Genomic DNA, 23,133 nt, shown 5'->3' on the forward strand with positions numbered 1-23,133 from the left:
GCCTTTTTTGATGGTCTTACATGTTGGGGTAGTTCGGTCCGCCGGTACCTTCGGGCGCGACCCAGGTGATGTTCTGCGCCGGGTCCTTGATGTCGCAGGTCTTGCAGTGCACGCAGTTCTGCGCGTTGATCTGGAAGCGCTTGCTGCCATCGTCGTTGCTCACGACCTCGTAAACGCCGGCCGGGCAGTAACGCTGTGCCGGCTCGTCGTACATCGGCAGGTTCTTTTCGATCGGAATGCTCGGGTCGGTCAGTTTCAAGTGAACCGGCTGCTCTTCCTCGTGGTTGGTATTGGAGAGGAATACCGAGGAGAGCTTGTCGAAGCTCAGCTTGCCGTCCGGCTTGGGGTAGTCGATTTTCTTCGACTCTGCAGCCGTCTTGAGGCAGGCGTAGTCCGGCTTGGTGTCGTGCAGGGTGAAGGGGATCTTGCCACCGAAGATGTTCTGATCGATGAAGTTGAACGCGCCACCCTTGATTGCGCCCCACTTGTGAATGGCAGCGCCGAAGTTGCGGCTCTTGTATAGCTCGTCGTACAGCCAGCTGGACTTGAAGCCCTCTTCGTACGCGGTCAGCTCGTCGCCACCTTCGCGTCCGGCCAGCAGTGCGTCCGCAGCGGCTTCGGCCGCCAGCATGCCGGACTTCATCGCCGTGTGGCTGCCCTTGATCTTGGCGAAGTTCAGGGTGCCGGCGTCGCAGCCGATCAGTGCGCCGCCGTTGAATACCATCTTCGGCAGGCAGTTGATGCCGCCCTTGGCGATCGCACGTGCGCCATAGGAAACGCGCTTGCCGCCTTCCAGGTACTGCTTGATCACTGGATGGTGCTTGTAGCGCTGGAATTCGTCGAACGGCGACAGATACGGGTTGCTGTACGACAGGTCGACGATCAGGCCGACGACCACCTGATTGTTTTCCAGGTGATAAAGGAAGGAACCGCCAGTGTTTTCGTCGTTCAGCGGCCAGCCCGCAGTGTGCACGACCAGTCCCTGCTCATGCTTGGCCGGGTCGATGTCCCACAGTTCCTTGATGCCGATGGCGTAGTGCTGCGGGTCGACGTTGGCGTTGAGCTGGAAGCGGTTGATCAGCTGCTTGCCGATATGACCACGGCAGCCTTCGGCGAACAGCGTGTACTTGGCGCGCAGCTCCATGCCTGGCGTGTACATGCCTTCCTTCGGATTGCCTTCGCGGTCGACGCCAAGGTCACCGGTGACGATACCGCGCACGATGCCGTTCTCGTCGATCAGCGCTTCCTGAGCGGCGAAGCCTGGGTAGATCTCGACACCCAGGTTCTCGGCCTGCTGGGCCAGCCAGCGGCACAGGTTGCCGAGGGAAATGATGTAGTTGCCTTCGTTGTGCATGGTCTTGGGGACCAGTGCATTGGGCAGCTTGCTGGCGGCTTCGGCGGTCTTGAGCAGGTAGATGTCGTCACGCTTGACCGGCGTATTGAGCGGGGCGCCGAGCTCTTTCCAGTCAGGGAACAGCTCATTCAGTGCGCGCGGCTCGAAGACTGCGCCGGATAGAATATGGGCGCCTACTTCGGAGCCTTTCTCAACGACGCATACACTGATTTCCTGACCAGCGTCGGCGGCTTTCTGCTTCAGGCGGCAGGCTGCGGATAGGCCTGCAGGGCCGGCGCCGACGATGACAACGTCGAATTCCATGTATTCGCGTTCCATTGGGCTTTCTCCTACTCAGGGCTTGGTTGTTATATAAGTGGTGGAGGGCTGTGATCGGTCCCTGACCGAGCCGGGCCGGCGCATTATATATAGACGCTCGAATCGGTCCAATACAAACGTTTGTTTGAATTTTCTGGAAGCCTGTTAGAATCGCCCGAACCGCGTCGTTATGACGGGTCATATGCGTTGTTGACCCCGTCCGCGGCCTGCGGTCAAGATACGGACGGTTTGCACTCGCCGAACAGGGCAGCGGCTATCAAAACCCAAGCCACGAGCAAGGCTCGGTTCGCCTCGGCGGAATTCTATTCACCGGAGAGTAACGAGGAATCCATGAAGGTTCTTGTAGCTGTCAAACGAGTGGTCGATTACAACGTCAAGGTTCGCGTCAAGGCGGACAATTCGGGCGTTGACCTCGCCAACGTCAAGATGTCGATGAACCCCTTCTGCGAAATTGCCGTGGAAGAAGCCGTACGCCTGAAAGAGAAGGGCGTGGCGAGCGAAATCGTTGTCGTCTCCATCGGTCCGACCGCTGCTCAGGAGCAGCTGCGCACCGCGCTGGCGCTGGGCGCCGACCGCGCCGTGCTGGTCGAGTCCAACGACGAACTGAACTCCCTTGCGGTCGCCAAGCTGCTCAAGGCCGTGGTCGACAAGGAGCAGCCGCAGCTGGTCATTCTCGGCAAGCAGGCGATCGACAGCGACAACAACCAGACCGGGCAGATGCTCGGTGCACTGACTGGCTATGCCCAAGGCACCTTCGCCTCCAAGGTGGAAGTGGCTGGCGACAAGGTCAACGTGACCCGCGAAATCGACGGCGGCCTGCAGACCGTCGCGCTCAGCCTGCCGGCGATCGTCACCACCGACCTGCGTCTGAACGAGCCGCGCTACGCGTCGCTGCCGAACATCATGAAGGCCAAGAAGAAGCCGCTGGAAACGCTGACTCCAGATGCGCTGGGCGTCACCACCACGTCTACCGTGAAGACCCTGAAAGTCGAAGCGCCGGCTGCCCGCAGCGCCGGTATCAAGGTCAAGTCCGTGGCTGAACTGGTCGAGAAACTGAAGAACGAGGCGAAGGTAATCTAAATGACTATCCTGGTTATCGCTGAACACAATAATGCCGTTCTCGCGGCCGCTACCCTGAACACCGTTGCCGCCGCCAAGCGGATTGCCGCCCAGGCCATCGGTGGCGACATCCACGTACTGGTAGCCGGCAGTGGCTGCGGTGCCATCGGTGAAGCAGCCGCGCAGATCGAAGGCGTGGCCAAGGTACTGGTCGCTGACGACGCGGCTTACGCCAATCAGCTGCCGGAAAACGTCGCGCCGCTGATCGCCGACCTGGCGAAGAACTACAGCCACGTGCTGGCTGCGGCGACCACCAACGGCAAGAACTTCCTGCCGCGCGTTGCTGCTCAACTGGATGTCGATCAGATCTCCGAGATCATCGCCGTTGAAAGCGCCGATACCTTCAAGCGCCCGATCTATGCCGGTAACGCCATCGCTACCGTGCAGTCCAGCGCTGCCATCAAGGTCATCACCGTGCGTGCCACCGGCTTCGATGCCGTGAATGCCACCGGCGGTTCGGCTGCGGTCGAGCAGGTCTCAGGCGCTGGCGATGCCGGCAAGTCGACTTTCGTTGGCGAAGAGCTGGCCAAGTCGGATCGTCCCGAGCTGACCGCTGCCAAGATCGTTGTTTCCGGCGGTCGTGGCATGCAAAACGGCGAGAACTTCAAGCACCTGTACTCGCTGGCCGACAAGCTTGGCGCGGCTGTTGGTGCCTCCCGTGCCGCTGTCGATGCCGGCTTCGTGCCCAACGACATGCAGGTCGGACAGACCGGCAAGATCGTTGCACCGCAGCTGTACATCGCGGTGGGTATCTCCGGCGCCATCCAGCACCTGGCGGGTATGAAGGACTCCAAGGTGATCGTCGCGATCAACAAGGACGAGGAAGCGCCGATCTTCCAGGTTGCCGACTACGGCCTGGTGGGGGATCTGTTCGAGATCGTGCCGGAGCTGGAAAAGCTCGTCTGAAGCTGATCGCTGTTGAAGAAACCCGCTCATGTAGCGGGTTTTTTCATGGGCGATGGGCGGGTTCGTCGGTGTACCATCGGCGAACTTCGATCAGCATCAGTTAACTCGCGCAATAAGGGGATCTTCATGCGTTTCGCTTTTCCGTTGAAATTGGCCATGGTCGCGCTGGTGTTGGCAACGCCATTCACGGCAGCGGCAGCGGGGAAGTGCGACCGTCTGGTGGCGACTGGCGCAGCGGACAACCCTCCCTTTCTCTGGCGCGATCCGCAGAACCCGAAGCGTCTGATCGGGGCTAATGCGGACCTGCTCGGGCAGATCGCCGACTCGCTCGATCTGAAACTGGACCTGCTTTACACCGGTGACCGAACCAAAGCGCTCGAAGAGGTGCGCAGTGGCCGGGTCGACGTACTGGCCGATGCGACACTGACGGTGCAGCGACTCGAAGAACTGGATTTCGTCCACCCGGCCATCCTGCAATTGCAGACCGTCGCCTGGGTACGCAATGAGCCCGGCTTCTTCTATGCCAGCCGTGAAGATCTGGGAGGCCACGCCGGCTTGATCGCTGGCACCAGCCGCTTCGGTAGCGAGTTCGACGCCTTCGCGAAAAAACACCTGCAATTGCAGCCGGTCGCCGACCTCGCTCAGGGGCTGAAGCGGATCGTGGCGGGCAATGGCGACTACTTGCTGCATGAGCGGTACAGTGCAGTCGCGGCGGCTGATGCATTGGGGCTGCTGGACAAGGTGCAGCGTCTCGAACCTCCAGTGGTAGGCCGGGATATGCACCTGGCCATTTCGCACGACTCGGCCTGCAATGATCCCTGGCTGCGCGGACAACTGGCGCGGAAGATGACAGAATTGCGCGCCGCCGGTGTGCCTGAGCAACTGGTGGCGCACAACCTGACTGTCTGGAAGAACCAGCAGTCAGAGCGGGCAAAGGCTTCGAAAAAGTAGGACTCGCCGTGTTGAAACGACTTCTCGCCAGCCCATTTCTGGTCCTGGTTTTCCTGACTGGCTGTGCCAGTGACCCTGTTCCGACAGAACAATTGCGTTTGACCGCACAGGCCGTAGCCCAGGCGCGCTCCGTAGGCGCAACCGATGCGTACGAGGACCTCGTGCTGGCCGAAAGCAAGTTGAGCAAGGCCCAGGCGGCACTCCAGGCGGGCGATAATCGCGAAGCTCGGCTGTTGGCCGAGCAGGCAGAGCTGGATGCGCGTCTGGCGGAGAGCAGGGTTCTGAAGGACAAGCGCGAGGCCCAGATCGACGATCTGAATCGTCGCATTCAGCGGCTACGGCAGTTGCTGGGGGAGGCCAGGTGAGAAGTGGATTTGCGATAGCCCTGGCTGGGCTGGTACTGGCTGGTTGCTCGACGCCGCAGACCGAGCTCGAATTGAACCGCGCATCTGCCGCGCTGCAACGAATTCAGGCGGACAGCATGGTCCAGCGCAGCGCGCCGAAGGATGTTCAGCGTGCACTCGAAACGCAGCAACGCGCCGAGCGTTTCAACCAGTACTGGGGGGGCGCCGCCGACGCCCGGCATTACGCCTACCTGAGTCAGCGCTACAGCGAAATCGCCGCGCAGCAGGGTGAGCTGCTGCAGCATCAGGAACAGGTCGCACGCCTGGAGATGGAGCGCGACCGGCTGCGGCGCATGCTGCAGGACGCCAGGTTGATGACCGCCGAGCAACAGGGGCGCTGGCTGGAAGACCAGATGATGAGCCTGGCTGCCAGCGAAACCGATCGCGGCATGGTCATGACGCTGGGCGACGTGCTGTTTCGTGCCGGCAGTGCCGACCTCAGCCACACGGCCAATCGCACTTTGCTCAAGCTGGTGCATTTCCTCCAGCTCAATCCGCAGCGCAAGATTCGCATCGAGGGATACAGCGACAGCCGCGGCGATGCCCAGGAGAATCTCGCGCTGTCGCAGGCGCGGGCGCAAACGGTGGCGGATCTGCTGATCAATCTTGGCGTCGCTGCCGAGCGGGTAGAGGTGCGCGGCTATGGTGAGCGCTTTCCGTTGGCCGAGAACGCCTCGGCACGCGGTCGCGCGCAGAACCGTCGCGTTGAGATCCTGTTCTCCGACGCGGAAGGCAATCTCGGCCCCGACCGTTAGTCGCGCGGCCATCTGAGCAGACTGTTTCGCCTAGACGTGACCTAACTGTATTGGTCTGGGTCTCCAGCAGTGCGCTACTGTTACGGTTCAGTTGGCAGGAGACCGGCTAGATGACCAATCTGTTGCTCTATCAGCGCATTGCCCAGCAGCTTGCCGAAGATATTCGGCGCGGCGTATATCGCCCCGGTGAGCGCGTGCCGTCGGTACGCAAGATGAGCCGACAGCTGAGTGTCAGCCACGCCACGGTGTTGCAGGCGTACGCCAATCTCGAAGATCAGGGCATGATCCGTGCGCGCCCGCAGTCCGGCTTCTACGTCCACCAGACGCCCGTACTCACTGCGCCGACCCCGGATATTGCCCAGGTCGAGCGGCCGAAACTGGTCACCCGCAGCAGCATCATCAATCAGGTGCTCAGCGAGTCGCGCCGCGAGGGGCTGATTCCGCTGGGGGCGGCCGTGCCGCATGTGGATTACCTGCCGGTACGGGCGTTGCACCAGCAGCTGGCGAAGGTCACGCGGTTTCACAGCCCGCGGGCATTCAGCTACATGTTCAGCCCGGGCTACGAGCCGCTGCGCCGCCAGGTGGCGATTCGCATGCGCGATGCCGGTGTGGTGGTGGATTCGAGCGAAATCGTCATCACCCATGGCTGCGTTGACGCGTTGCAGATGTCACTGCGGGTCCTGACCAAGCCGGGCGATCTCATCGCCGCCGAGTCGCCGACCTATTACGGCTTGCTGCAACTGGCCGATCTGCTCGGTCTGAAGGTCATCGAGATACCCAGCGACCCGGATACCGGAATGAGCCTTGAGGCGCTGCAGCTTGCGGCAGGGCAGTGGCCGATCAAGGCGCTGGTGCTGACCGCGCGCCTGAGCAATCCGCTGGGCGTGAGCATGCCTGACCACCGGCAGAAGCAGCTGCTGAGCCTGGCGGCGCGTTTCGACATCCAGATCGTCGAGGACGATATCTATGGCGAACTGATGTTCGACCAGGGCCAGTACAAGGCGCTCAAGTCCAATGATCGGGACGGACGTGTCATCTACTGTTCCAGCTTTTCCAAGACGCTTTCGCCGGGGGTGCGCATCGGTTGGGTCATCGCCGGGCGCCATCAGGCCGAGATCGAGCGCCTGCAGACCTTCAGCACCCATTCGGCGTGCAGCGTCACTCAGATGGGTGTGGCGGCTTATCTGGAGAACGGGGGTTACGATCGACACCTGCGTGCCATCCGCCAGGAGTACCGCAAGAATCTCAGCGCGTTTCAGCTGGCGGTACAGCGCTACTTCCCGGAAGGCACACAGATGACGCGCCCCAAGGGCAACTTCATCCTCTGGGTCAGCCTGCCGGTGCGGGTCAATACCCAGGACCTGCACGTCAGGGCGCTGGAGCGGGGGATCAGCATCGCGCCGGGACTGATCTTCAGCAACACTGAACAATTCAACCACTGCATTCGTCTCAACTGTGGGCTGCCCTGGAATAACGAGACCGAGCGGGCGCTGCGGACACTCGGGCAGCTGGCTTCGGAACTGTGCCGGGATGCCCAGTAGCGCCCCAAACCTGCCGCTGTAAGGAGCGATCGGATGCGAAGGCCGCTGTTGTTATTGCTGTCGTTGGCCTTGCTGGGGGGATGCGGGGACGACGAATCGACTTCATCGCGTGCGCCCGCGCCGGTCGAGCAGCCCTCTGAACCGGAGAGTATCGTCGAGCAGGAAGAGGTGCCGCCTGATCTCGATATTGAGCTGGCGCCAATCGAAGAAACCTCCGATGCCGAGCCGCCGGAAGTGGAGATCAGCCTGCCCGAACCCGTTCCCGAGGACGAGGCACCTGCCCCGGCGCCGCAGCCATCGACGGCTAAGCGCTCCACGCCGCCGCCAGCGAAGGTCGAACTGCCCGAGCCGGAACTCGATCTGCGCTTGCCCGAGGAACTGGTCGAGGAGCTGGCGCCAGGCCCGGGTGATGAATCGATGCGGCTGTTACCGCCGCTTTTCGAGGGTGGCGGGCCGTCGCGATCGATGCAGATCGGCGGCCGGCTGATTTCCGGCGAGGCAGAAGACGAGGAGCTCATCGAGGGCGCGGAGATTCGCCTCGAATTCAAGCGCTGAGGTGCATGCGTTCCCCGGCCTTCGCTTTAGTCCCTGGCTGGCAGCTGCGATAGCAGCCGCTGCAGTTCATCGGCCGGCATCGGGTGGCTCATGTGGAAGCCTTGCACCTCGGTGCAGCCGTCGTCTTTCAGCAGCCGCAGCTGTTCCTCGGTTTCCACGCCCTCGGCCGTCACGCGCATCTGCAGGCCGCGGCCCAGTTCGATCAAGGCGCGTACGATCGAATGATCTTCCATCGACTGCCCGATACCGGCGACGAAGCTGTTGTCGATCTTTATCACATCGAAGGGGTAGTGGCGCAGGCTGGTCAGCGACGAGTAGCCCGTGCCGAAGTCATCCACGGCCAGGTGCACGCCGAGCGCCTTGACCCGCTTGAGCTGGTCCAGCGTGCCCTGCGTTTCCCGTAACAGTGCACTCTCGGTAATCTCCAGTTCCAGCCGCTCCCCTGGCAGGCCGTTCTCGCCGAGCGCATGGGCTATCTCATCGAGCAGCCGATCATCATGCAGCTGAAATGGCGAGAGGTTGACCGAGACGACCGTATCGCCTGGCCAGCGAATCGCCTGGCTGCAGGCCTGATGCAGCACCCAGCGCCCGAGCGGAATGATCAGCCCGGTTTCTTCGGCCAGTGGAATGAACTGCTCCGGCAGTAGCAGCCCGCGCTCGGGGTGATTCCAGCGCACCAGTGCCTCGGCTCCGATGATTTGCATGCCCTGGCTCAGGTAGCGCGGCTGGTAGTACACCTCCAGCTGCTGCTCGGCAAGCGCGACGCGCAGTTCCTCTTCGCGCTGGAGCCGCTCGTGCAGCCGCTGATCCATCTCGCGGCCATAGGCACGCCAGGTTCCCCGGCCTGCTTCCTTTGCCTGGTACAGCGCAATGTCGGCGCAACGCAGCAGTTCGTTGGCCTGGTTGGCATCGTCGGGCGCCAGGGCGACGCCGATGCTGGCGCCGATATTGATCTGCTGGTCTTCGTAGACAAAGGGCGCGCTGAGGGCCTCGATGATGCGGTTGCAGAGACGGTCAATATCGGTGTCTTCGCTCATCCGGTGGAGCGCGACGACGAACTCGTCACCGCCCAGCCGCGCCACGAGGTCGCCGTCGCGGGTGTGTTGGCGCAGGCGGGATGCCACGCCGATCAGTACTTCGTCGCCAGCGGCGTGACCGAGGGTGTCATTCACCGGTTTGAAGCGGTCCAGGTCGATGTAGAGCAGTGTCAGTGCCGAGCCGCTACGAAGCGCCGCCAGATTCTGATCTAGGTAGTCGCGCAGCCGGCTGCGGTTGGGCAGGCCGGTCAGGGCATCGTGCTGAGAGAGGTACTGAACGCGAGCTTGCGCCTTGGTTTCCTCGGTGATGTCGCTGGCGGTGCCGCGATAGCCGACCAGCTTGTCGTCCTGATGGATGGCGCGGGCAGCCAGCCGGCAGAAACGCTCGCAGCCATCGGCGGCACGATAGCTGCTGCGCAGTGGCGCGACCTGTGGTGCCTGGAGCCAGTTCTGCAGCGCGGCACTGTCGCTGATCAGCAGTTCCAGCAACGGGCGGCCCAGCCACTGGCTGGATTCGTGTCCGGTGATCTGGCGAAAGCGATTGGAAAGGAAGGTCAGCCGAGCTTGCGCGTCGGTTTCCCAGATCCAATCGGAAGCGGCCTCGGCGACATCGCGAAACCGCTCCTCGCTTTCCGCCAGCGCGCTGCGACTGGCGGCCAGCCTTGCATAGCTGATGTCGAGCAAGTGCAGGCTGCGCAAGGCATGGCGAATGAGCAACCAGGCGAGCAGCCCCAGCCCCAGGGCCACGGCCGCGAGGATTGGCAGGGTAACCCACAGCAGCAGGCGCCCCGGCTGCGCCGGCGTCCAGGTGAGCTGGATGGTCGAGCCATTCTCCAGAGGCAGCTCGATGCGCGGATCATCGGTTGGCGTTGAGTCTGGAGCCAGGCGCAGATGCTCGATCGCATACTGCTCACCGATCTCCGCCAGCCGCTCGGCGTCCAGCAGGTCGACGAACAACAGAATCGACGCCGGCCCTTCGTTCTCGTCGATATCCGTACCACCGGTGCTCAGCGCGGCTGCGGCGACCAGCGCCGGCTGACCGTCAGCCCAGAGCAGGGCGGAGACGCCCGATTCCTCCTCGACAGCTTCCCGGGCCCGCGCCAGCAGTTGCGGTAAACCGTGGAGAAACTCGAAACCGTCGATTGTCTGGAGTTCGCCGCGAACTACGGAGTAGGCCGTATCGCCTGCCGGAGAGATGACCAGCACCACCTCGTAGTCGAAGTCCTTGTACAAGGATGGGCCGAGATTGGCCTGGGTATAAGCCCAGTCGAGGTCGACCTGCCTGTTGAGATGCACGTAGGCGTCGCCCCAGAACGCATAGTCGACGATGGAGCGGTTCATCCAGTCGTGCTGTGCCTGCAGCGCCTTGCCTACGAGGAAGTGGCTTTGCTGCAGTGCATCCTGATCGATTCTCCGGGCAATGTGGATGAGTGCGACAGCGGCCACAATGAGGGCGATGACCAGTAGGGCGACCATGCCAGGAAGAATGCGGCGAGCGAAAATCAGTCTGGCCTTCGGTTTTACCGGGCCATCGTCGGGAAGGAGAGTTTGCATGAGGGGATTCCTGCCAGCACTGCATTGGATCGCGGCAATGGCGGCATGGTGCCACTACCGCTCGGCAAAATCATCGTAAATTGCGCGGACCACTGGCTCGAGCGACTGCGTTCTATCGACTTTTAGCGGTCGCGGGAGTCCTGCGCGTCCGCCTCGGCATTGCGTTGAGCGATGCGTTTTTTCTGTTCTTCGGTCAGCGGAATCTTCTTTGCCGTCGAGCGCAGCATCAGCAGGCTACCGACGATCGAGCCCAGCGCGACGAGCAGAATAAGCCAGAAATACCAGGGCATTTTTTTCCTCCGGGCGGTTGGGCGGCAGTGACGAGCCGCACTCTACGTGGCTGCGTCAGGGTGGTCACTATCGGCGTTGCGATAGCTATTCTGACCCCTCAGGGAGGCTTTCGTCGCGCGCGGTGTTTTCTGCGACAATGCGCGCCGACTTTTCCGAGGACGTGTCATGACCTGCCAGACTCCGATTATCGTAGCGCTCGATTTTCCCTCCCGTGATGCTGCTTTGGCATTGGCGCGCCAGCTCGATCCGCGGCTTTGCCGGGTCAAGGTCGGCAAGGAGCTGTTCACGCGTTGCGGTCCGGCGGTGGTCGAGGCATTGCAGGGAATGGGCTTCGAGGTGTTTCTCGACCTCAAGTTTCACGATATTCCCAACACCACCGCGATGGCGGTTAAGGCCGCTGCCGAGCTGGGCGTGTGGATGGTCAACGTGCACTGCTCCGGCGGTCTGCGGATGATGGCGGCCTGCCGTGACACGCTTTCTGGTATGGCCGGACCCACGCCGCTGCTGATTGGTGTCACCGTGCTGACCAGCATGGAGCAGGACGATCTCGCTGGCATCGGTCTGGATATCGCACCGCAGGAGCAGGTGCTGCGGCTGGCCGGGCTGGCTGCGCAGGCTGGGCTGGATGGACTGGTCTGTTCGGCGCAGGAGGCAGTTCCGCTCAAGGCGCAGTTCCCGGCGCTACAGCTGGTCACACCGGGTATTCGTCCGGCCGGCAGTGCGCAGGACGATCAGCGCCGCATCCTGACTCCGGTCCAGGCCATGGCTGCAGGCTCCGATTATCTGGTGATCGGTCGGCCGATCGCGCAGGCAGCCGATCCGGCGCAAGCGCTGGCAGCCGTGGTGGCCGAGCTGGCATGACGAAAAAAGGCCGGGCCTCACGGCTCAGCCTTTTTCGCAGCGGGCAGTTGCTCAGCTGACCTTGAGCACCAGCTTGCCGAAGTTGCCGCCGGTGAACAGCTTCATCAGCGTGTCCGGAAAGGTCTGCAGTCCCTCGATGATGTCTTCCTTGCTCTTGAGCTGGCCGCTCGCGAGCCATTCGGCCATGTCGCGCATCGCCTCGGGATAGCGCGTGACATAGTCGGTCACCACCATACCTTCCATGCGCGCGCGATTGACCAGCAGCGACAGGTAGTTGGACGGGCCCTTCACCGCTTCCTTGTTGTTGTACTGGCTGATGGCCCCGCAGATCACCACGCGAGCGCCGACGCTGATGCGCTGCAGCACCGTATCCAGGATGTCGCCGCCGACGTTGTCGAAGAACACGTCCACGCCTTTCGGGCATTCACGCTTCAAGCCCGCTGCCAGGTCTTCATTCTTGTAATCGATGGCGCCGTCGAAACCGAGTTTCTCGGTCAGGAAGCGGCACTTGTCCGCGCCGCCGGCGATACCCACCACGCGACACCCCTTGATCTTGGCGATCTGCCCGGCAACGCTGCCGACCGCACCGGCGGCGCCGGAGATCACCACGGTCTCGCCGGCCTTGGGCTGGCCAACCGCAAGCAGCGCGAAGTAGGCGGTCATGCCGGTCATGCCCAGCGCGGACAGGTAACGCGGCAGCGGAGCCTGTTGCGGGTCGACCTTGTAGAAACCCTTCGGCTCGCCGAGGTAGTACGCCTGCACGCCCAGCGCACCGTTTACATAGTCGCCTTCCTTGTAGTCCGGATGCTGCGAGGCAATCACCTTGCCGACACCGAGAGCGCGCATTACTTCGCCGATGCCCACAGGTGGAATGTAGGACTTGGCATCGTTCATCCAGCCGCGCATGGCTGGGTCTATGGACAGGTATTCGACCTTGACCAGAATCTGATTGGGGCCAGGCTCGCTCACCGGCTTCTCGACGTAGTCGAAGGTCTCCCGGGTCGGCGCACCGATCGGCCGCTGGGCTAGCAGGAATTGCTGGTTGAGCAGGGTCATGGAATAAGCCTCGTGTTTGCGAAAGGTTTGGTTTAGCCCGGCCAGCGCCGCGCCGCAAGCTACGTCAGCAGGCTGGAATGAACGGGCATCCAGTTCGGTGATATGACCGTGCCGGCAGTTAAATGCGCGAGCGCATAGCGGTATAAGTTCGACCGGGAAGCCTTGTGCGGTCATTTTGCGGGCGCAAGGTGAGTCGAATTCTTCGGGAAGAACAATCATGAGCATGACATTCTCCGGGCAGGTTGCCCTGGTTACCGGCGCAGCAGCAGGAATCGGTCGCGCCACCGCGCAGGCGTTCGCCGAGCAGGGCCTCAAGGTGGTGCTGGCCGACATCGACGAAGCGGGCATCCGCGATGGCGCAGAAAGCATTCGTGCTGCTGGCGGCCAGGCGATCGCCGTGCGCTGCGACGTCACGCGCGATGCGGAGGTCAAGGCGCTCATTGAGCAGACGCTGGCGCAGTACGGGCGGCTCGACTACGCCTTCAACAATGCCGGCATCGAGATCGAGCAGGGACGCCTGGCCGAAGGCAGCGAGGCGGAGTTCGACGCGATCATGGGCGTCAACGTCAAGGGCGTCTGGCTGTGCATGAAGCACCAGCTGCCGGTCATGCTGGCGCAGGGTGGTGGCGCCATCGTCAACACCGCGTCCGTTGCGGGTCTCGGTGCTGCGCCGAAGATGAGCATCTACGCGGCATCCAAGCATGCGGTGATCGGCCTGACCAAGTCGGCAGCGATCGAGTACGCCAAGAAGCAGATTCGCGTGAATGCGGTGTGCCCGGCGGTGATCGACACCGACATGTTCCGCCGTGCCTACGAGGCCGACCCGCGCAAGGCGGAGTTCGCTGCGGCCATGCACCCAGTCGGGCGCATCGGCAAGGTCGAAGAGATTGCCGCCGCGGTGCTGTACCTGTGCAGCGACAGCGCCGCCTTCACTACCGGTCATGCGCTGGCGGTAGATGGCGGGGCGACGGCGATCTGACGGCGCGCCCGGCGCTGTCTGGCCGGGCACCCCTTTGCAGCGCCGCTCAGTTACGGCGGCGCAGAATCAGCAAGGTGATTACACCTGCGATCAATCCCCACAGCGCCGCGCCGATGCCGAACAGCGTCAGCCCCGACGCCGTGACCATGAAGGTAATCAGCGCTGCCTCTCGCTCGTCGGGCTGTTGCATCGCCTGGGTCAGCCCCGAGCCGATCGAGCCGAGCAATGCCAGCGCGGCGACGGACAACACCAGTGCCGCGGGGAAGGCGGCGAACAGCGCGGCCAGGGTTGCGCCGAAGATGCCGGCAATGCCGTAGAACACACCGCACCAGGCAGCAGCGGTATAGCGTTTTTGCGGGTCGGGATGAGCTTCTGGGCCTGCGCAGATGGCCATGGTGATCGCCGCCAGGTGAATGCCGTGAGAGCCGAACGGCGCCAGCAGTACCGAAGCGATGCCGGTGGTGGAGATCAGCGGCGAAGCCGGCACCTGATATCCCTCGGCACGCAGCACGGCCAGGCCTGGCATGTTCTGCGAAGCCATGGCGATGACGAACAGCGGGATGCCGATACTGAAGATCGCCGCGAGGGAAAACGCCGGTGTGGTCCACACCGGCACCGCGACCTGCAGGCTGAAGCGCTGGAAGTCCAGCAGGCCGGAAATACCGGCGATCAGGCAGCCGACCAGCAGCGCAGCGAGCACGGCGTAGCGGGGCTGCATTCGCTTGGCCAGCAGGTAGCTGAAGAACATGCCGAGCACCAGCACCGGCTGAACCTCAACGGCACGGAAAATCTCGCTTCCGATATTGAACAGCACGCCCGCCAGCAGCGCGGCAGCCAGCGATGCCGGTACTCGCCGCATCAGCCGATCGAAGCTTCCAGTCAGGCCGCACAGGGCAATCAGCGCCGAGGCGAAGATGAAGGCGCCGATGGCTTCGGCGTACGGCACGCCGGGCAGACTGGTGATCAACAGGGCCGCGCCGGGCGTCGACCAGGCAATCACCACCGGCGTGCGATAGCGCAGCGACAGGCCGATGCTGCAGATCGCCATGCCGACCGACAGTGCCCAGATCCACGAAGAGATCTGCGCCGTGCTCAGGCCTGCTGCCTGGCCGGCCTGGAACATCAGCACCAGCGAGCTGGTATAGCCGGTGAGCATGGCGATGAAGCCGGCGACGACGGTCGAAGGCGAGCTATCGCTCAGGGGGCGCAGGGCGGTACGGCTGATTTCGTTCATTGCTGATTTCTACTTATGCAAGGTATGACGTCGCGCGGCTGCGGCAGCCTATCGTACAAAGCCTATTGGCCGTGCTCGGATAGCGTCGCGGTACAGCCGCCCGCGTATTGGACGTAACAGTTGCAACGGGCGTGAGTGCAGGTCATCGCCGCGCCTGGCCGCTGGTATTCGATCTGGCACCCTTGTTGCTATCTAGTCTTTGCCTGCCGCGATGCGTCAAAAAAACCGCGGCTGTTGGAGGATTAGATGAGTCAGGGTGTTCAATTCAATCGCTTGATGCTGGAAATGCGGGCCATGCAGACCGATGCAATGGCGCGCGCCAAGCCGGAGGTCAAGACCCAGGAGGTCGGCGCTCCGAGCTTTTCCGACATGCTTGGCCAGGCGGTGAATAAAGTGCACGAAACCCAGCAGGTTTCGAGCCAGCTGTCATCTGCCTTCGAGATGGGGCAGGGCGGTGTCGACCTGACCGAAGTGATGATCGCCTCCCAGAAGGCCAGCGTTTCCTTTCAAGCCATGACCCAGGTGCGCAACAAACTGGTTCAGGCTTATCAAGACATCATGCAGATGCCGGTGTGAGGCGGGTTGAATCATGGCTGAAGCGGTGAACGTTCCGGTGCCGGCTACTCCCGAGGGTGTCAAGAAGCCCCTGCTGGGCTTGTCCTTTCTGGAAAACCTTTCGGATATGTCCATGCTGCGGCAGGTCGGCCTGTTGGTCGGGCTGGCGGCCAGCGTGGCGATCGGTTTTGCCGTGGTGCTCTGGTCGCAGCAGCCCGATTATCGTCCGCTGCTCGGCAGCCTGGCGGGGATGGATGCCAATCAGGTGATGGAAACCCTCGCCGCTGCGGACATCGCCTATACCGTTGAGCCGAACTCCGGCGCCCTGCTGGTCAAGGCGGATGATCTTGCTCGCGCACGTCTCAAGCTCGCCGGTGCGGGTATCGCGCCGGCCGACAGCAACATCGGTTTCGAAATCCTCGACAAGGAACAGGGGCTGGGTACCAGCCAGTTCATGGAGGCGACCCGTTATCGTCGTGGTCTCGAGGGCGAACTGGGCCGCACCATTTCCAGCCTGAACAACGTCAAGGGCGCCCGTGTGCACCTGGCGATCCCGAAGAGCTCGGTGTTCGTTCGCGACGAGCGCAAGCCCAGTGCCTCGGTACTGGTGGAGCTTTACCCGGGCCGCGCGCTGGAGCCGAGCCAGGTGATGGCGATCATCAACCTCGTCGCCACCAGCGTGCCGGAACTGGGCAAATCGCAGATCACCGTGGTGGATCAGAAGGGCAACCTGCTGTCCGATCAGCAGGAGCTGACCGAGCTGAGCATGGCCGGCAAGCAGTTCGACTACAGCCGCCGCATGGAAAGCCTCTACACCCAGCGCGTGCACAACATTCTGCAGCCGGTGCTGGGCAGCGGCCGCTACAAGGCCGAAGTCTCCGCGGACGTGGATTTCAGTGCCGTCGAATCCACTTCGGAAACCTTCAACCCCGATCAGCCGGCGCTGCGCAGCGAGCAGAGTGTCAACGAGCAGCGCCAGAGCAGCCTGCCGCCGCAAGGCGTGCCGGGCGCCCTGAGCAATCAGCCTCCTGGCCCGGCGACCGCGCCCGAGCAGGCCAATCAGGCCGCAGCCGCCGCGGGTGCCGTGGCTCCTGGTCAGCCTCTGCTCGATGCCAATGGTCAGCAGGTCATGGATCCAGTGACCGGTCAGCCGATGCTCGCGCCTTATCCGGCCGACAAGCGCGAGCAGGCTACGCGCAACTACGAACTCGATCGCTCGATCAGCTATACCAAGCAGCAGCAGGGTCGCCTGCGCCGGCTCTCGGTGGCAGTAGTGGTCGACGATCAGATGACGCTCAATGCGGCCGGCGAGATGGTTCGCGTACCGTGGAGCGCCGATGATCTGGCGCGCTTCACTCGCCTGGTGCAAGACGCGGTGGGTTTCGATGCCAGCCGCGGCGATAGCGTCAGCGTGATCAACACCGCGTTCGTCGCCGACAGCGCCGGTGAGACCTTCGAAGAAATACCGTTCTACTCGCAACCGTGGTTCTGGGATGTGGTCAAGCAGGTCCTCGGCGTGCTGTTCATCCTGGTGCTGGTGTTCGGTGTGCTGCGTCCGGTGCTCAAGAGCCTCACCAATCCGTCCAGCGGCAAGGACCTGCAGGTTGCCAGCGGTCCGGGCGAACTGGGTGACGATGATGGACTGGATTCCGGCCTGGCCAGCGACCGGGTCAGTCTGAGCGGCCCGCAGAACATTCTGCTGCCGAGCCCCAGCGAGGGATATGAAGCCCAGCTGAACGCGATCAAGAACCTTGTGGCCGATGACCCGGGACGGGTAGCCCAGGTGGTGAAAGAGTGGATCAACGCCGATGAATGACAATCGAGTTCAAGCCAAGCTCAACAAGGTCGACAAGGCCGCCATCCTGTTGCTCTCGCTGGGTGAAACCGACGCTGCGCAGGTCCTGCGTCACCTCGGTCCGAAAGAGGTGCAGCGCGTCGGTACTGCCATGGCGCAGATGCGCAACGTGCAGAAGGCACAGATCGAACAGGTAATGAGCGAGTTCGTCGAGATCGTCGGCGACCAGACCAGCCTCGGCGTCGGCTCCGACGGTTACATCCGCAAGATGCTTACCCAGGCACTCGGCGAGGACAAGGCCGGCGGCCTGATCGACCGCATCCTGCTGGGCGGCAACACCAGCGGTCTGGACAGCCTGAAATGGATGGAGCCGCGTGCGGTGGCGGATGTGATCCGCTACGAGCACCCGCAGATCCAGGCCATCGTGGTGGCCTATCTCGACCCGGACCAGGCTGGCGAGGTGCTCTCGCATTTCGACCACAAGGTGCGCCTGGACATCGTCCTGCGCGTGTCCTCGCTCAATACCGTGCAGCCGGCTGCGCTGAAAGAACTGAACCTGATCCTGGAAAAGCAGTTCTCCGGCAGCACCAACACCAGCCGCGCCAGTCTGGGCGGCGTAAAGCGCGCGGCGGACATCATGAACTACCTGGACAGCTCCATCGAAGGCCAGCTGATGGATGCCATCCGCGATGTGGACGAGGACCTGTCGAGCCAGATCGAAGACCTGATGTTCGTCTTCGACAACCTCGCCGAAGTCGACGACCGCGGCATTCAGGTGCTGCTGCGTGAGGTATCCTCCGACGTGCTGGTGATGGCGCTCAAGGGCGCCGACGACGGCATCAAGGAAAAGGTCTTCAAGAACATGTCCAAGCGCGCCGGCGAGCTGCTGCGTGACGACCTGGAGGCGAAGGGCCCGGTGCGCGTCAGCGATGTCGAGAATGCGCAGAAGGAAATCCTTACCATTGCTCGCCGCATGGCCGAGGCCGGTGAAATCGTCCTGGGTTCCAAGGGCGGCGAAGAGATGATCTAACCAGGTACGAATTCCACACATGGCCAAGGACAACCCCAGCGACGTCATACGCGCGAAAGACGTCAGCCTGTTCGATCGCTGGTCGCTGCCCAGCTTCGACCCGCAGGGCGAAGAAGACGAGCTGCCGGCAGCAGGGGTCGTGGAAGAGCCCGCCGAAGAGCTGGCGCGAAGCGAGGACGTCCCGGTCGAGGAAGTCAAACCGCTGACGCTCGACGAACTCGAAGCGATCCGCCAGCAGGCATACAACGAAGGTTTCGCCACCGGCGAGAAAGATGGTTTCCATGCCGGCCAGCTCAAGGCGCGGCAGGAGGCCGAGGCCGCGTTGGCGCCGCGGCTGGAAAACCTTGAGCAGCTGATGGGTCAGTTGCTCGAGCCGATTGCCGATCAGGATCGCAATCTCGAGCACGCCATGGCGACCCTGGTCAGTCACATGGCGCGCGAAGTGATCCAGCGTGATCTGCTGATCGATTCCAGCCAGATCCGTCAGGTGCTGCGTGAGGCGCTGAAGTTGCTGCCAATGGGCGCCAGCAATGTGCGAATCCACGTCAATCCGCAGGACTTCGAGCTGATCAAGGCGCTGCGCGAGCGGCACGAGGAAAGCTGGCGAATTCTCGAGGACAGCAGCCTGCTGCCTGGTGGCTGTCATATCGAAACCGAGCACAGCCGCATCGATGCGAGTATCGAGACGCGCCTCACCCAGGCCATCAAGCAACTGTTCGAACAGCAGCGCGAGAATGCCACCCGTCCTCCTGCCGCCGATCTGACCATCGATCTGGACATGCCCGATGCGCCTTGAGCGAACCAGTTTCGCCAAGCGATTCGAAGCCTATGGCGAAGCGATCAAACTGCCCAGCCAGCCCATGCTTGAAGGGCGCCTGCTGCGCATGGTCGGTCTGACGCTGGAGGCTGAAGGGCTGCGCGCAGCCGTTGGCAGTCGCTGCCTGGTGATCAACGACGACAGTTATCACCCCACCGAGGTCGAGGCCGAGGTGATGGGCTTTTCCAGCGGCAAGCTGTATCTGATGCCTGTCGGCAGCCTTGCCGGTATCGCGCCGGGCGCGCGGGTCGTGCCGCTGGTCAATACCGGACGGCTGCCCATGGGCATGTCCATGCTCGGCCGCGTGCTGGATGGCGCAGGGCGTGCACTGGACGGCAAGGGCGGCATGAGAGCGGAGGATTGGGTGCCGATGGACGGCCCCGTTATCAACCCGCTCAAGCGCCACCCCATCAGCGAGCCGCTGGATGTCGGCATCCGCAGTATCAATGGCTTGCTGACCGTCGGTCGCGGTCAGCGCCTAGGCCTATTTGCCGGCACCGGTGTCGGCAAGTCGGTGCTGCTGGGCATGATGACCCGCTTCACCGAGGCCGACATCATCGTCGTCGGCCTGATCGGCGAGCGGGGGCGAGAGGTCAAGGAATTCATCGAGAACATCCTTGGTGAGGAGAGCATCAAACGCTCGGTGGTAGTGGCCTCGCCCGCTGACGAGGCGCCGCTCATGCGCTTGCGCGCCGCGCAGTACTGCACGCGTATTGCGGAGTACTTCCGCGATCAGGGCAAGAACGTGTTGCTGCTGATGGATTCGCTGACGCGCTATGCCCAGGCCCAGCGCGAGATCGCCCTGGCCATCGGCGAGCCGCCAGCGACCAAGGGCTATCCGCCGTCGGTGTTCGCCAAGCTGCCGAGTCTGGTCGAGCGCGCCGGTAATGCCGAGCAGGGCGGCGGCTCGATCACGGCGTTCTACACCGTGCTCTCCGAGGGTGACGACCAGCAGGACCCGATCGCCGATGCCGCTCGCGGTGTGCTCGACGGCCACATCGTGCTGTCGCGCCGTCTGGCCGAAGAAGGCCACTATCCGGCTATCGACATCGAAGCCTCCATCAGCCGGGTCATGCCGCAGGTGGTGAGCGCCGAACATGTGCGTGCGTCGCAGCGTTTCAAGCAGCTCTGGTCGCGCTACCAGCAGAGCCGCGACCTGATCAGTGTCGGCGCCTATGTGCCAGGTGGCGATCCGGAAACGGATATGGCCATCGCGCGCCAGGCCGAGATGGTCAGTTACCTGCGCCAGGGCCTCGATGAAAGCGAGGACCTGACGCGCAGCGCCGCGCAACTCGCAGCTGTGTTCAATCCACGGCAGGGCGGCTAACCGATGGCGGCCAGTCGGGCGGCGCGCCTGGCGCCGGTCATCGAGATGGCCGAAAAGGCCGAGCAGGAGGCCGCACGGTTGCTGGGCCAGGGCCAGACTCAGCTGAATCAGGCCGAGGCCAAGCTCGGTGAGCTGGAGCAGTACTTCAGCGACTACCAGCAGCAATGGATGCAGCAGGGCAGTCAGGGCGTCTCAGGGCAGTGGCTGATGAATTACCAGCGCTTCCTGTCGCAGCTGGAGTCGGCCATCGGGCAGCAGCAGCGCAGCGTCAACTGGTACCGCGACAACCTGAAGAAGCTGCGCCAGCAGTGGCACCAGCGCCATGCGCGTGTCGAAGGCCTGAGCAAGCTGGTCGAAAGCTATCAGAAGGAGGCGCGGATCGCGGCGGACAAGCGCGAGCAGAAGTTGCTCGACGAGTACGCCCAGCGGCTGTCCGGGAGAACGCGTGAGCAGTGATCCAGCCACGGTCTCAGGCCGGATTCGTGCTTGCCGTACCGCTGCTTGGATGATAAACCTTGACCGCGTTTCAGCGCGGCGACCGCCAACAGATCGTTTCAGCTGCCATCTGGCTCTTCCGAGGATAAGTCTCAGAACTGGATGGCCGCCTTTCAGCCGGTACACGGCTGTTCATTTCGCTTATCGCGACGGCTGCTCGCAAGCCGCTTTCAAGACGTACCGGATCAGGAGTGCCACATGACCATTACCTCGCAGCCTTCGACGGATGGCCAGGAGTTGACCATATCCATCAGCGGACGCTTCGACTTCAATGCGCATCAGGCCTTCCGTGATGCTTACCAACGTCAGGACGTGAATCCGCAGCGTTATGTGGTCAATCTGCAAGGCACCACTTACATGGACAGTTCGGCGCTGGGCATGCTGCTGCTGTTGCGCGATCACGCCGGTGGCGACGAGGCGGACATCCGCCTGCTCAACTGCAATGGCGACGTGCGCAAGATCCTGTCGGTGTCGAATTTCGAACAATTGTTCGTGATCGCCTGACATGCCCATGCGGCTGTCGATCCTGATCGCCGAGGACAGCCCGGTCGATCGGATGCTGCTTTCCACCATCGTCGCCAAGCAGGGCCACCGGGTGCTGACGGCAGCCGATGGGCAGGAGGCGGTCGAGCTGTTTCAGGAGGAGCGGCCGCAGCTGGTGCTGATGGACGCGCTGATGCCGGTAATGGACGGCTTCGAGGCGGCGCGGCGCATCAAGCAACTGGCCGGGGACGAGCTGGTCCCGATCATCTTTCTCACCTCGCTGACCGAGCACGAAGCGCTGGTCAGTTGCCTCGAGGCCGGCGGCGACGACTTCATCGCCAAGCCTTACAACCCGATCATTCTCGAAGCCAAGATTCAGGCCATGCATCGCCTGCGCCGCCTGCAGGCAACCGTGCTCGAGCAGCGCGACCTGATCGCCAGGCGCAATCAGCAGCTGCTCGACGAACATCGGGCCGCCAAGGCGATCTTCGACAAAGTCGCACATGCTGGTTGCCTGAGCGCGCCCACCATCCGCTTCCGCCAGTCGCCGCAGGCGCTGTTCAACGGCGACCTGCTGCTGGCGGCGCAGGCCCCGGCGGGGCAGATGTTTGTCCTGCTCGGCGATTTCACCGGCCACGGGCTGCCCGCCGCGATCGGGGCCATGCCGCTGGCGGAAACCTTTTACGGGATGGCGGCGAAAGGCTATTCGAGCACCGACATCCTTCGAGAGATGAATGCCAAGCTCAAACAGATCCTCCCGGTGGAAATGTTCTGCTGCGCGACGCTGCTCGATATCGATCCCAAACAGGGCAGCCTGCGGGTGTGGAACGGCGGTTTGCCCGACGGTTACCTGATCGGCGCGGCCGGCCGGCGCACGGCCCTGGCATCCCGTCACCTGCCGCTTGGTGTCGTCTCCCCGGCGGCGCTGGACGACAAGTTCGAGCATTACCCCTTGGCCCCCGGCGACCGGCTGTTGCTGCTGTCCGACGGCGTGGTCGAGAGTCGCAATGCCAATGACGAGCTGTTCGGCGAGCAGAGCCTGCTAGCCACTCTGGACGCCAACGACGATCCGGCACGGCTGTTCGACGAGATCGAGCAGGCGCTGCTGGATTTCCACGGCCAGCAGCACGACGACTTGAGCCTGGTCGAGGTCGTGGTCAGCCCGGAGGTGATCACGATGCCGTCGATTGCCCCGGCCGCCGCGCACCGCTCACGGCCGATGGACTGGTCGATTCGGGTCGAGCTGCGTGCCGAAAGCCTGCGCAGCGGCAATCCATTGCCTTCGCTGCTGCAAATCCTGTTGCAGGTCAATCAGCTGCGCGCGCGTGCCGGCGAGATGTACACCGTGCTGGGAGAACTTTATTCCAATGCTCTGGAACATGGCGTGCTCGGCCTTGATTCAAGCCTCAAGTGCGATGCCGATGGTTTCAAGCAGTACTACGACCTGCGCCAGCAGCGCCTGCAGGCGCTGGTCGACGGTCATGTCCATCTGCAGCTGAACATCAAGACCGGCCCGCAGGGTGGTCGGCTGCGTATCGGTATCAGCGACAGCGGTTCGGGCTTCGATGTGTCGCGCGCGTTGCAGGCGCAGTTTGGCAGCGATCGCTTCAGCGGTCGCGGTTTGCATCTGGTGCGCCAGTTGAGCGACCGATTCGACTGGCAGTCGGATGGGCGCGGGCTGAGCGTGGAGTTCGCCTGGCAGGCTGAGGCATAATC

22 protein-coding genes are annotated in these 23,133 nt (G+C 63.0%); 17 read left to right on the forward strand and 5 right to left on the reverse strand.

Translation table 11 applies throughout. The features are described from left to right. Positions 1 to 16: 16 nt before the first annotated feature. Entirely contained in the window at positions 17 to 1,672 is a 1,656-nt protein-coding gene (locus CW305_RS05005; protein WP_023446706.1) for an electron transfer flavoprotein-ubiquinone oxidoreductase, read from the reverse strand. 330 nt (positions 1,673 to 2,002) lie between these two features. Between CW305_RS05005 and CW305_RS05010 the strand changes: the two genes are divergently transcribed. From CW305_RS05010 to CW305_RS05040, 7 genes are all read left to right on the forward strand, one after another. After that, the gene (locus CW305_RS05010) at positions 2,003 to 2,752 is read left to right on the forward strand and encodes an electron transfer flavoprotein subunit beta/FixA family protein (RefSeq protein ID WP_041014470.1); all 750 of its coding nucleotides are present in this window, start codon (positions 2,003 to 2,005) and stop codon (positions 2,750 to 2,752) included. Continuing rightward, positions 2,753 to 3,697, forward strand: coding sequence for an electron transfer flavoprotein subunit alpha/FixB family protein (locus tag CW305_RS05015; RefSeq protein ID WP_104097260.1), 945 nt, complete (start codon positions 2,753 to 2,755; stop codon positions 3,695 to 3,697). 126 nt (positions 3,698 to 3,823) lie between these two features. Then, the gene (locus CW305_RS05020) at positions 3,824 to 4,648 is read left to right on the forward strand and encodes a substrate-binding periplasmic protein (RefSeq protein ID WP_031298316.1); all 825 of its coding nucleotides are present in this window, start codon (positions 3,824 to 3,826) and stop codon (positions 4,646 to 4,648) included. Between the two features lie 11 nt (positions 4,649 to 4,659). After that, positions 4,660 to 5,013 (forward strand): DUF4398 domain-containing protein, encoded by a 354-nt coding sequence (locus tag CW305_RS05025; RefSeq protein ID WP_425444913.1) that lies wholly within the window; start codon positions 4,660 to 4,662, stop codon positions 5,011 to 5,013. After that, on the forward strand, positions 5,010 to 5,807 hold the full coding sequence (locus CW305_RS05030; RefSeq protein WP_104097262.1) for an OmpA family protein: 798 nt from the start codon (positions 5,010 to 5,012) through the stop codon (positions 5,805 to 5,807). Before CW305_RS05025 ends, CW305_RS05030 begins: the two co-directional genes overlap by 4 nt. A gap of 110 nt (positions 5,808 to 5,917) precedes the next feature. Beyond that, positions 5,918 to 7,348: an aminotransferase-like domain-containing protein gene (locus CW305_RS05035; RefSeq protein WP_014820876.1), complete on the forward strand. Its 1,431-nt coding sequence runs from the start codon at positions 5,918 to 5,920 to the stop codon at positions 7,346 to 7,348. Positions 7,349 to 7,381: 33 nt separating this feature from the next. Then, complete coding sequence (locus CW305_RS05040; protein WP_014820875.1) at positions 7,382 to 7,903, forward strand: superantigen-like protein SSL4; 522 nt, start codon at positions 7,382 to 7,384, stop codon at positions 7,901 to 7,903. A 26-nt stretch (positions 7,904 to 7,929) separates the two neighbouring features. Here CW305_RS05040 and CW305_RS05045 read toward each other — a convergent pair whose 3' ends face one another. Then, on the reverse strand, positions 7,930 to 10,494 hold the full coding sequence (locus CW305_RS05045) for a bifunctional diguanylate cyclase/phosphodiesterase (protein WP_104097263.1): 2,565 nt from the start codon (positions 10,492 to 10,494) through the stop codon (positions 7,930 to 7,932). Between the two features lie 122 nt (positions 10,495 to 10,616). Next, a complete protein-coding gene (locus tag CW305_RS05050) occupies positions 10,617 to 10,784 on the reverse strand; it encodes a DUF2897 family protein (protein WP_014820873.1) in 168 nt (55 codons plus the stop codon). 166 nt (positions 10,785 to 10,950) lie between these two features. On the opposite strand from CW305_RS05050, the gene pyrF reads away from it, so the two are divergent. Continuing rightward, positions 10,951 to 11,646 (forward strand): orotidine-5'-phosphate decarboxylase, encoded by a 696-nt coding sequence (pyrF, locus tag CW305_RS05055; protein WP_104097264.1) that lies wholly within the window; start codon positions 10,951 to 10,953, stop codon positions 11,644 to 11,646. A gap of 51 nt (positions 11,647 to 11,697) precedes the next feature. Here pyrF and CW305_RS05060 read toward each other — a convergent pair whose 3' ends face one another. Continuing rightward, positions 11,698 to 12,702, reverse strand: a complete 1,005-nt coding sequence (locus tag CW305_RS05060) for an NADP-dependent oxidoreductase (protein WP_023446695.1) — start codon at positions 12,700 to 12,702, stop codon at positions 11,698 to 11,700. 217 nt (positions 12,703 to 12,919) lie between these two features. On the opposite strand from CW305_RS05060, the gene CW305_RS05065 reads away from it, so the two are divergent. Further along, a complete protein-coding gene (locus CW305_RS05065; RefSeq protein WP_014820870.1) occupies positions 12,920 to 13,681 on the forward strand; it encodes an SDR family oxidoreductase in 762 nt (253 codons plus the stop codon). Positions 13,682 to 13,727: 46 nt separating this feature from the next. Here the strand turns inward: CW305_RS05065 and CW305_RS05070 are convergent, their stop codons facing one another. Further along, positions 13,728 to 14,915, reverse strand: a complete 1,188-nt coding sequence (locus CW305_RS05070) for a benzoate/H(+) symporter BenE family transporter (protein WP_104097265.1) — start codon at positions 14,913 to 14,915, stop codon at positions 13,728 to 13,730. A 246-nt stretch (positions 14,916 to 15,161) separates the two neighbouring features. On the opposite strand from CW305_RS05070, the gene fliE reads away from it, so the two are divergent. From fliE to CW305_RS05110, 8 genes are all read left to right on the forward strand, one after another. Next, positions 15,162 to 15,491 (forward strand): flagellar hook-basal body complex protein FliE, encoded by a 330-nt coding sequence (gene fliE / locus CW305_RS05075; RefSeq protein ID WP_003299599.1) that lies wholly within the window; start codon positions 15,162 to 15,164, stop codon positions 15,489 to 15,491. Between the two features lie 13 nt (positions 15,492 to 15,504). Then, entirely contained in the window at positions 15,505 to 17,286 is a 1,782-nt protein-coding gene (fliF, locus tag CW305_RS05080) for a flagellar basal-body MS-ring/collar protein FliF (protein ID WP_104097266.1), read from the forward strand. After that, positions 17,279 to 18,295: a flagellar motor switch protein FliG gene (gene fliG, locus CW305_RS05085; RefSeq protein ID WP_014820867.1), complete on the forward strand. Its 1,017-nt coding sequence runs from the start codon at positions 17,279 to 17,281 to the stop codon at positions 18,293 to 18,295. The genes fliF and fliG overlap by 8 nt, the downstream gene beginning before the upstream one ends. 19 nt (positions 18,296 to 18,314) lie before the next feature. After that, a complete protein-coding gene (fliH, locus tag CW305_RS05090; RefSeq protein WP_014820866.1) occupies positions 18,315 to 19,091 on the forward strand; it encodes a flagellar assembly protein FliH in 777 nt (258 codons plus the stop codon). Then, positions 19,081 to 20,439 carry a flagellar protein export ATPase FliI gene (fliI, locus tag CW305_RS05095; protein WP_014820865.1) on the forward strand — a complete coding sequence of 453 codons (1,359 nt, stop codon included), beginning with the start codon at positions 19,081 to 19,083 and terminating at the stop codon, positions 20,437 to 20,439. The genes fliH and fliI overlap by 11 nt, the downstream gene beginning before the upstream one ends. 3 nt (positions 20,440 to 20,442) lie before the next feature. Then, positions 20,443 to 20,895 carry a flagellar export protein FliJ gene (fliJ, locus tag CW305_RS05100; RefSeq protein ID WP_014820864.1) on the forward strand — a complete coding sequence of 151 codons (453 nt, stop codon included), beginning with the start codon at positions 20,443 to 20,445 and terminating at the stop codon, positions 20,893 to 20,895. A gap of 237 nt (positions 20,896 to 21,132) precedes the next feature. Further along, positions 21,133 to 21,438: an STAS domain-containing protein gene (locus tag CW305_RS05105; RefSeq protein WP_003299593.1), complete on the forward strand. Its 306-nt coding sequence runs from the start codon at positions 21,133 to 21,135 to the stop codon at positions 21,436 to 21,438. A 1-nt stretch (position 21,439) separates the two neighbouring features. Then, entirely contained in the window at positions 21,440 to 23,131 is a 1,692-nt protein-coding gene (locus tag CW305_RS05110) for an ATP-binding SpoIIE family protein phosphatase (RefSeq protein WP_014820863.1), read from the forward strand. Positions 23,132 to 23,133 lie beyond the last annotated feature (2 nt).

The organism is Stutzerimonas kunmingensis, from assembly GCF_002929225.1.
Classification (GTDB): Bacteria; Pseudomonadota; Gammaproteobacteria; order Pseudomonadales; family Pseudomonadaceae; genus Stutzerimonas.

Bases quoted from the DNA above. Each gene is read 5' to 3' on its own strand.
- CW305_RS05005 (WP_023446706.1), bottom strand. From the start codon at position 1,672: ATGGAACGCGAATACATGGAATTCGACGTTGTCATCGTCGGCGCCGGC.
- CW305_RS05010 (WP_041014470.1), top strand. From the start codon at position 2,003: ATGAAGGTTCTTGTAGCTGTCAAACGAGTGGTCGATTACAACGTCAAG.
- CW305_RS05015 (WP_104097260.1), top strand. From the start codon at position 2,753: ATGACTATCCTGGTTATCGCTGAACACAATAATGCCGTTCTCGCGGCC.
- CW305_RS05020 (WP_031298316.1), top strand. From the start codon at position 3,824: ATGCGTTTCGCTTTTCCGTTGAAATTGGCCATGGTCGCGCTGGTGTTG.
- CW305_RS05035 (WP_014820876.1), top strand. From the start codon at position 5,918: ATGACCAATCTGTTGCTCTATCAGCGCATTGCCCAGCAGCTTGCCGAA.
- CW305_RS05040 (WP_014820875.1), top strand. From the start codon at position 7,382: ATGCGAAGGCCGCTGTTGTTATTGCTGTCGTTGGCCTTGCTGGGGGGA.
- CW305_RS05045 (WP_104097263.1), bottom strand. From the start codon at position 10,494: ATGCAAACTCTCCTTCCCGACGATGGCCCGGTAAAACCGAAGGCCAGA.
- CW305_RS05050 (WP_014820873.1), bottom strand. From the start codon at position 10,784: ATGCCCTGGTATTTCTGGCTTATTCTGCTCGTCGCGCTGGGCTCGATC.
- pyrF (WP_104097264.1), top strand. From the start codon at position 10,951: ATGACCTGCCAGACTCCGATTATCGTAGCGCTCGATTTTCCCTCCCGT.
- CW305_RS05060 (WP_023446695.1), bottom strand. From the start codon at position 12,702: ATGACCCTGCTCAACCAGCAATTCCTGCTAGCCCAGCGGCCGATCGGT.
- CW305_RS05065 (WP_014820870.1), top strand. From the start codon at position 12,920: ATGAGCATGACATTCTCCGGGCAGGTTGCCCTGGTTACCGGCGCAGCA.
- CW305_RS05070 (WP_104097265.1), bottom strand. From the start codon at position 14,915: ATGAACGAAATCAGCCGTACCGCCCTGCGCCCCCTGAGCGATAGCTCG.
- fliE (WP_003299599.1), top strand. From the start codon at position 15,162: ATGAGTCAGGGTGTTCAATTCAATCGCTTGATGCTGGAAATGCGGGCC.
- fliF (WP_104097266.1), top strand. From the start codon at position 15,505: ATGGCTGAAGCGGTGAACGTTCCGGTGCCGGCTACTCCCGAGGGTGTC.
- fliG (WP_014820867.1), top strand. From the start codon at position 17,279: ATGAATGACAATCGAGTTCAAGCCAAGCTCAACAAGGTCGACAAGGCC.
- fliH (WP_014820866.1), top strand. From the start codon at position 18,315: ATGGCCAAGGACAACCCCAGCGACGTCATACGCGCGAAAGACGTCAGC.
- fliI (WP_014820865.1), top strand. From the start codon at position 19,081: ATGCGCCTTGAGCGAACCAGTTTCGCCAAGCGATTCGAAGCCTATGGC.
- fliJ (WP_014820864.1), top strand. From the start codon at position 20,443: ATGGCGGCCAGTCGGGCGGCGCGCCTGGCGCCGGTCATCGAGATGGCC.
- CW305_RS05105 (WP_003299593.1), top strand. From the start codon at position 21,133: ATGACCATTACCTCGCAGCCTTCGACGGATGGCCAGGAGTTGACCATA.
- CW305_RS05110 (WP_014820863.1), top strand. From the start codon at position 21,440: ATGCCCATGCGGCTGTCGATCCTGATCGCCGAGGACAGCCCGGTCGAT.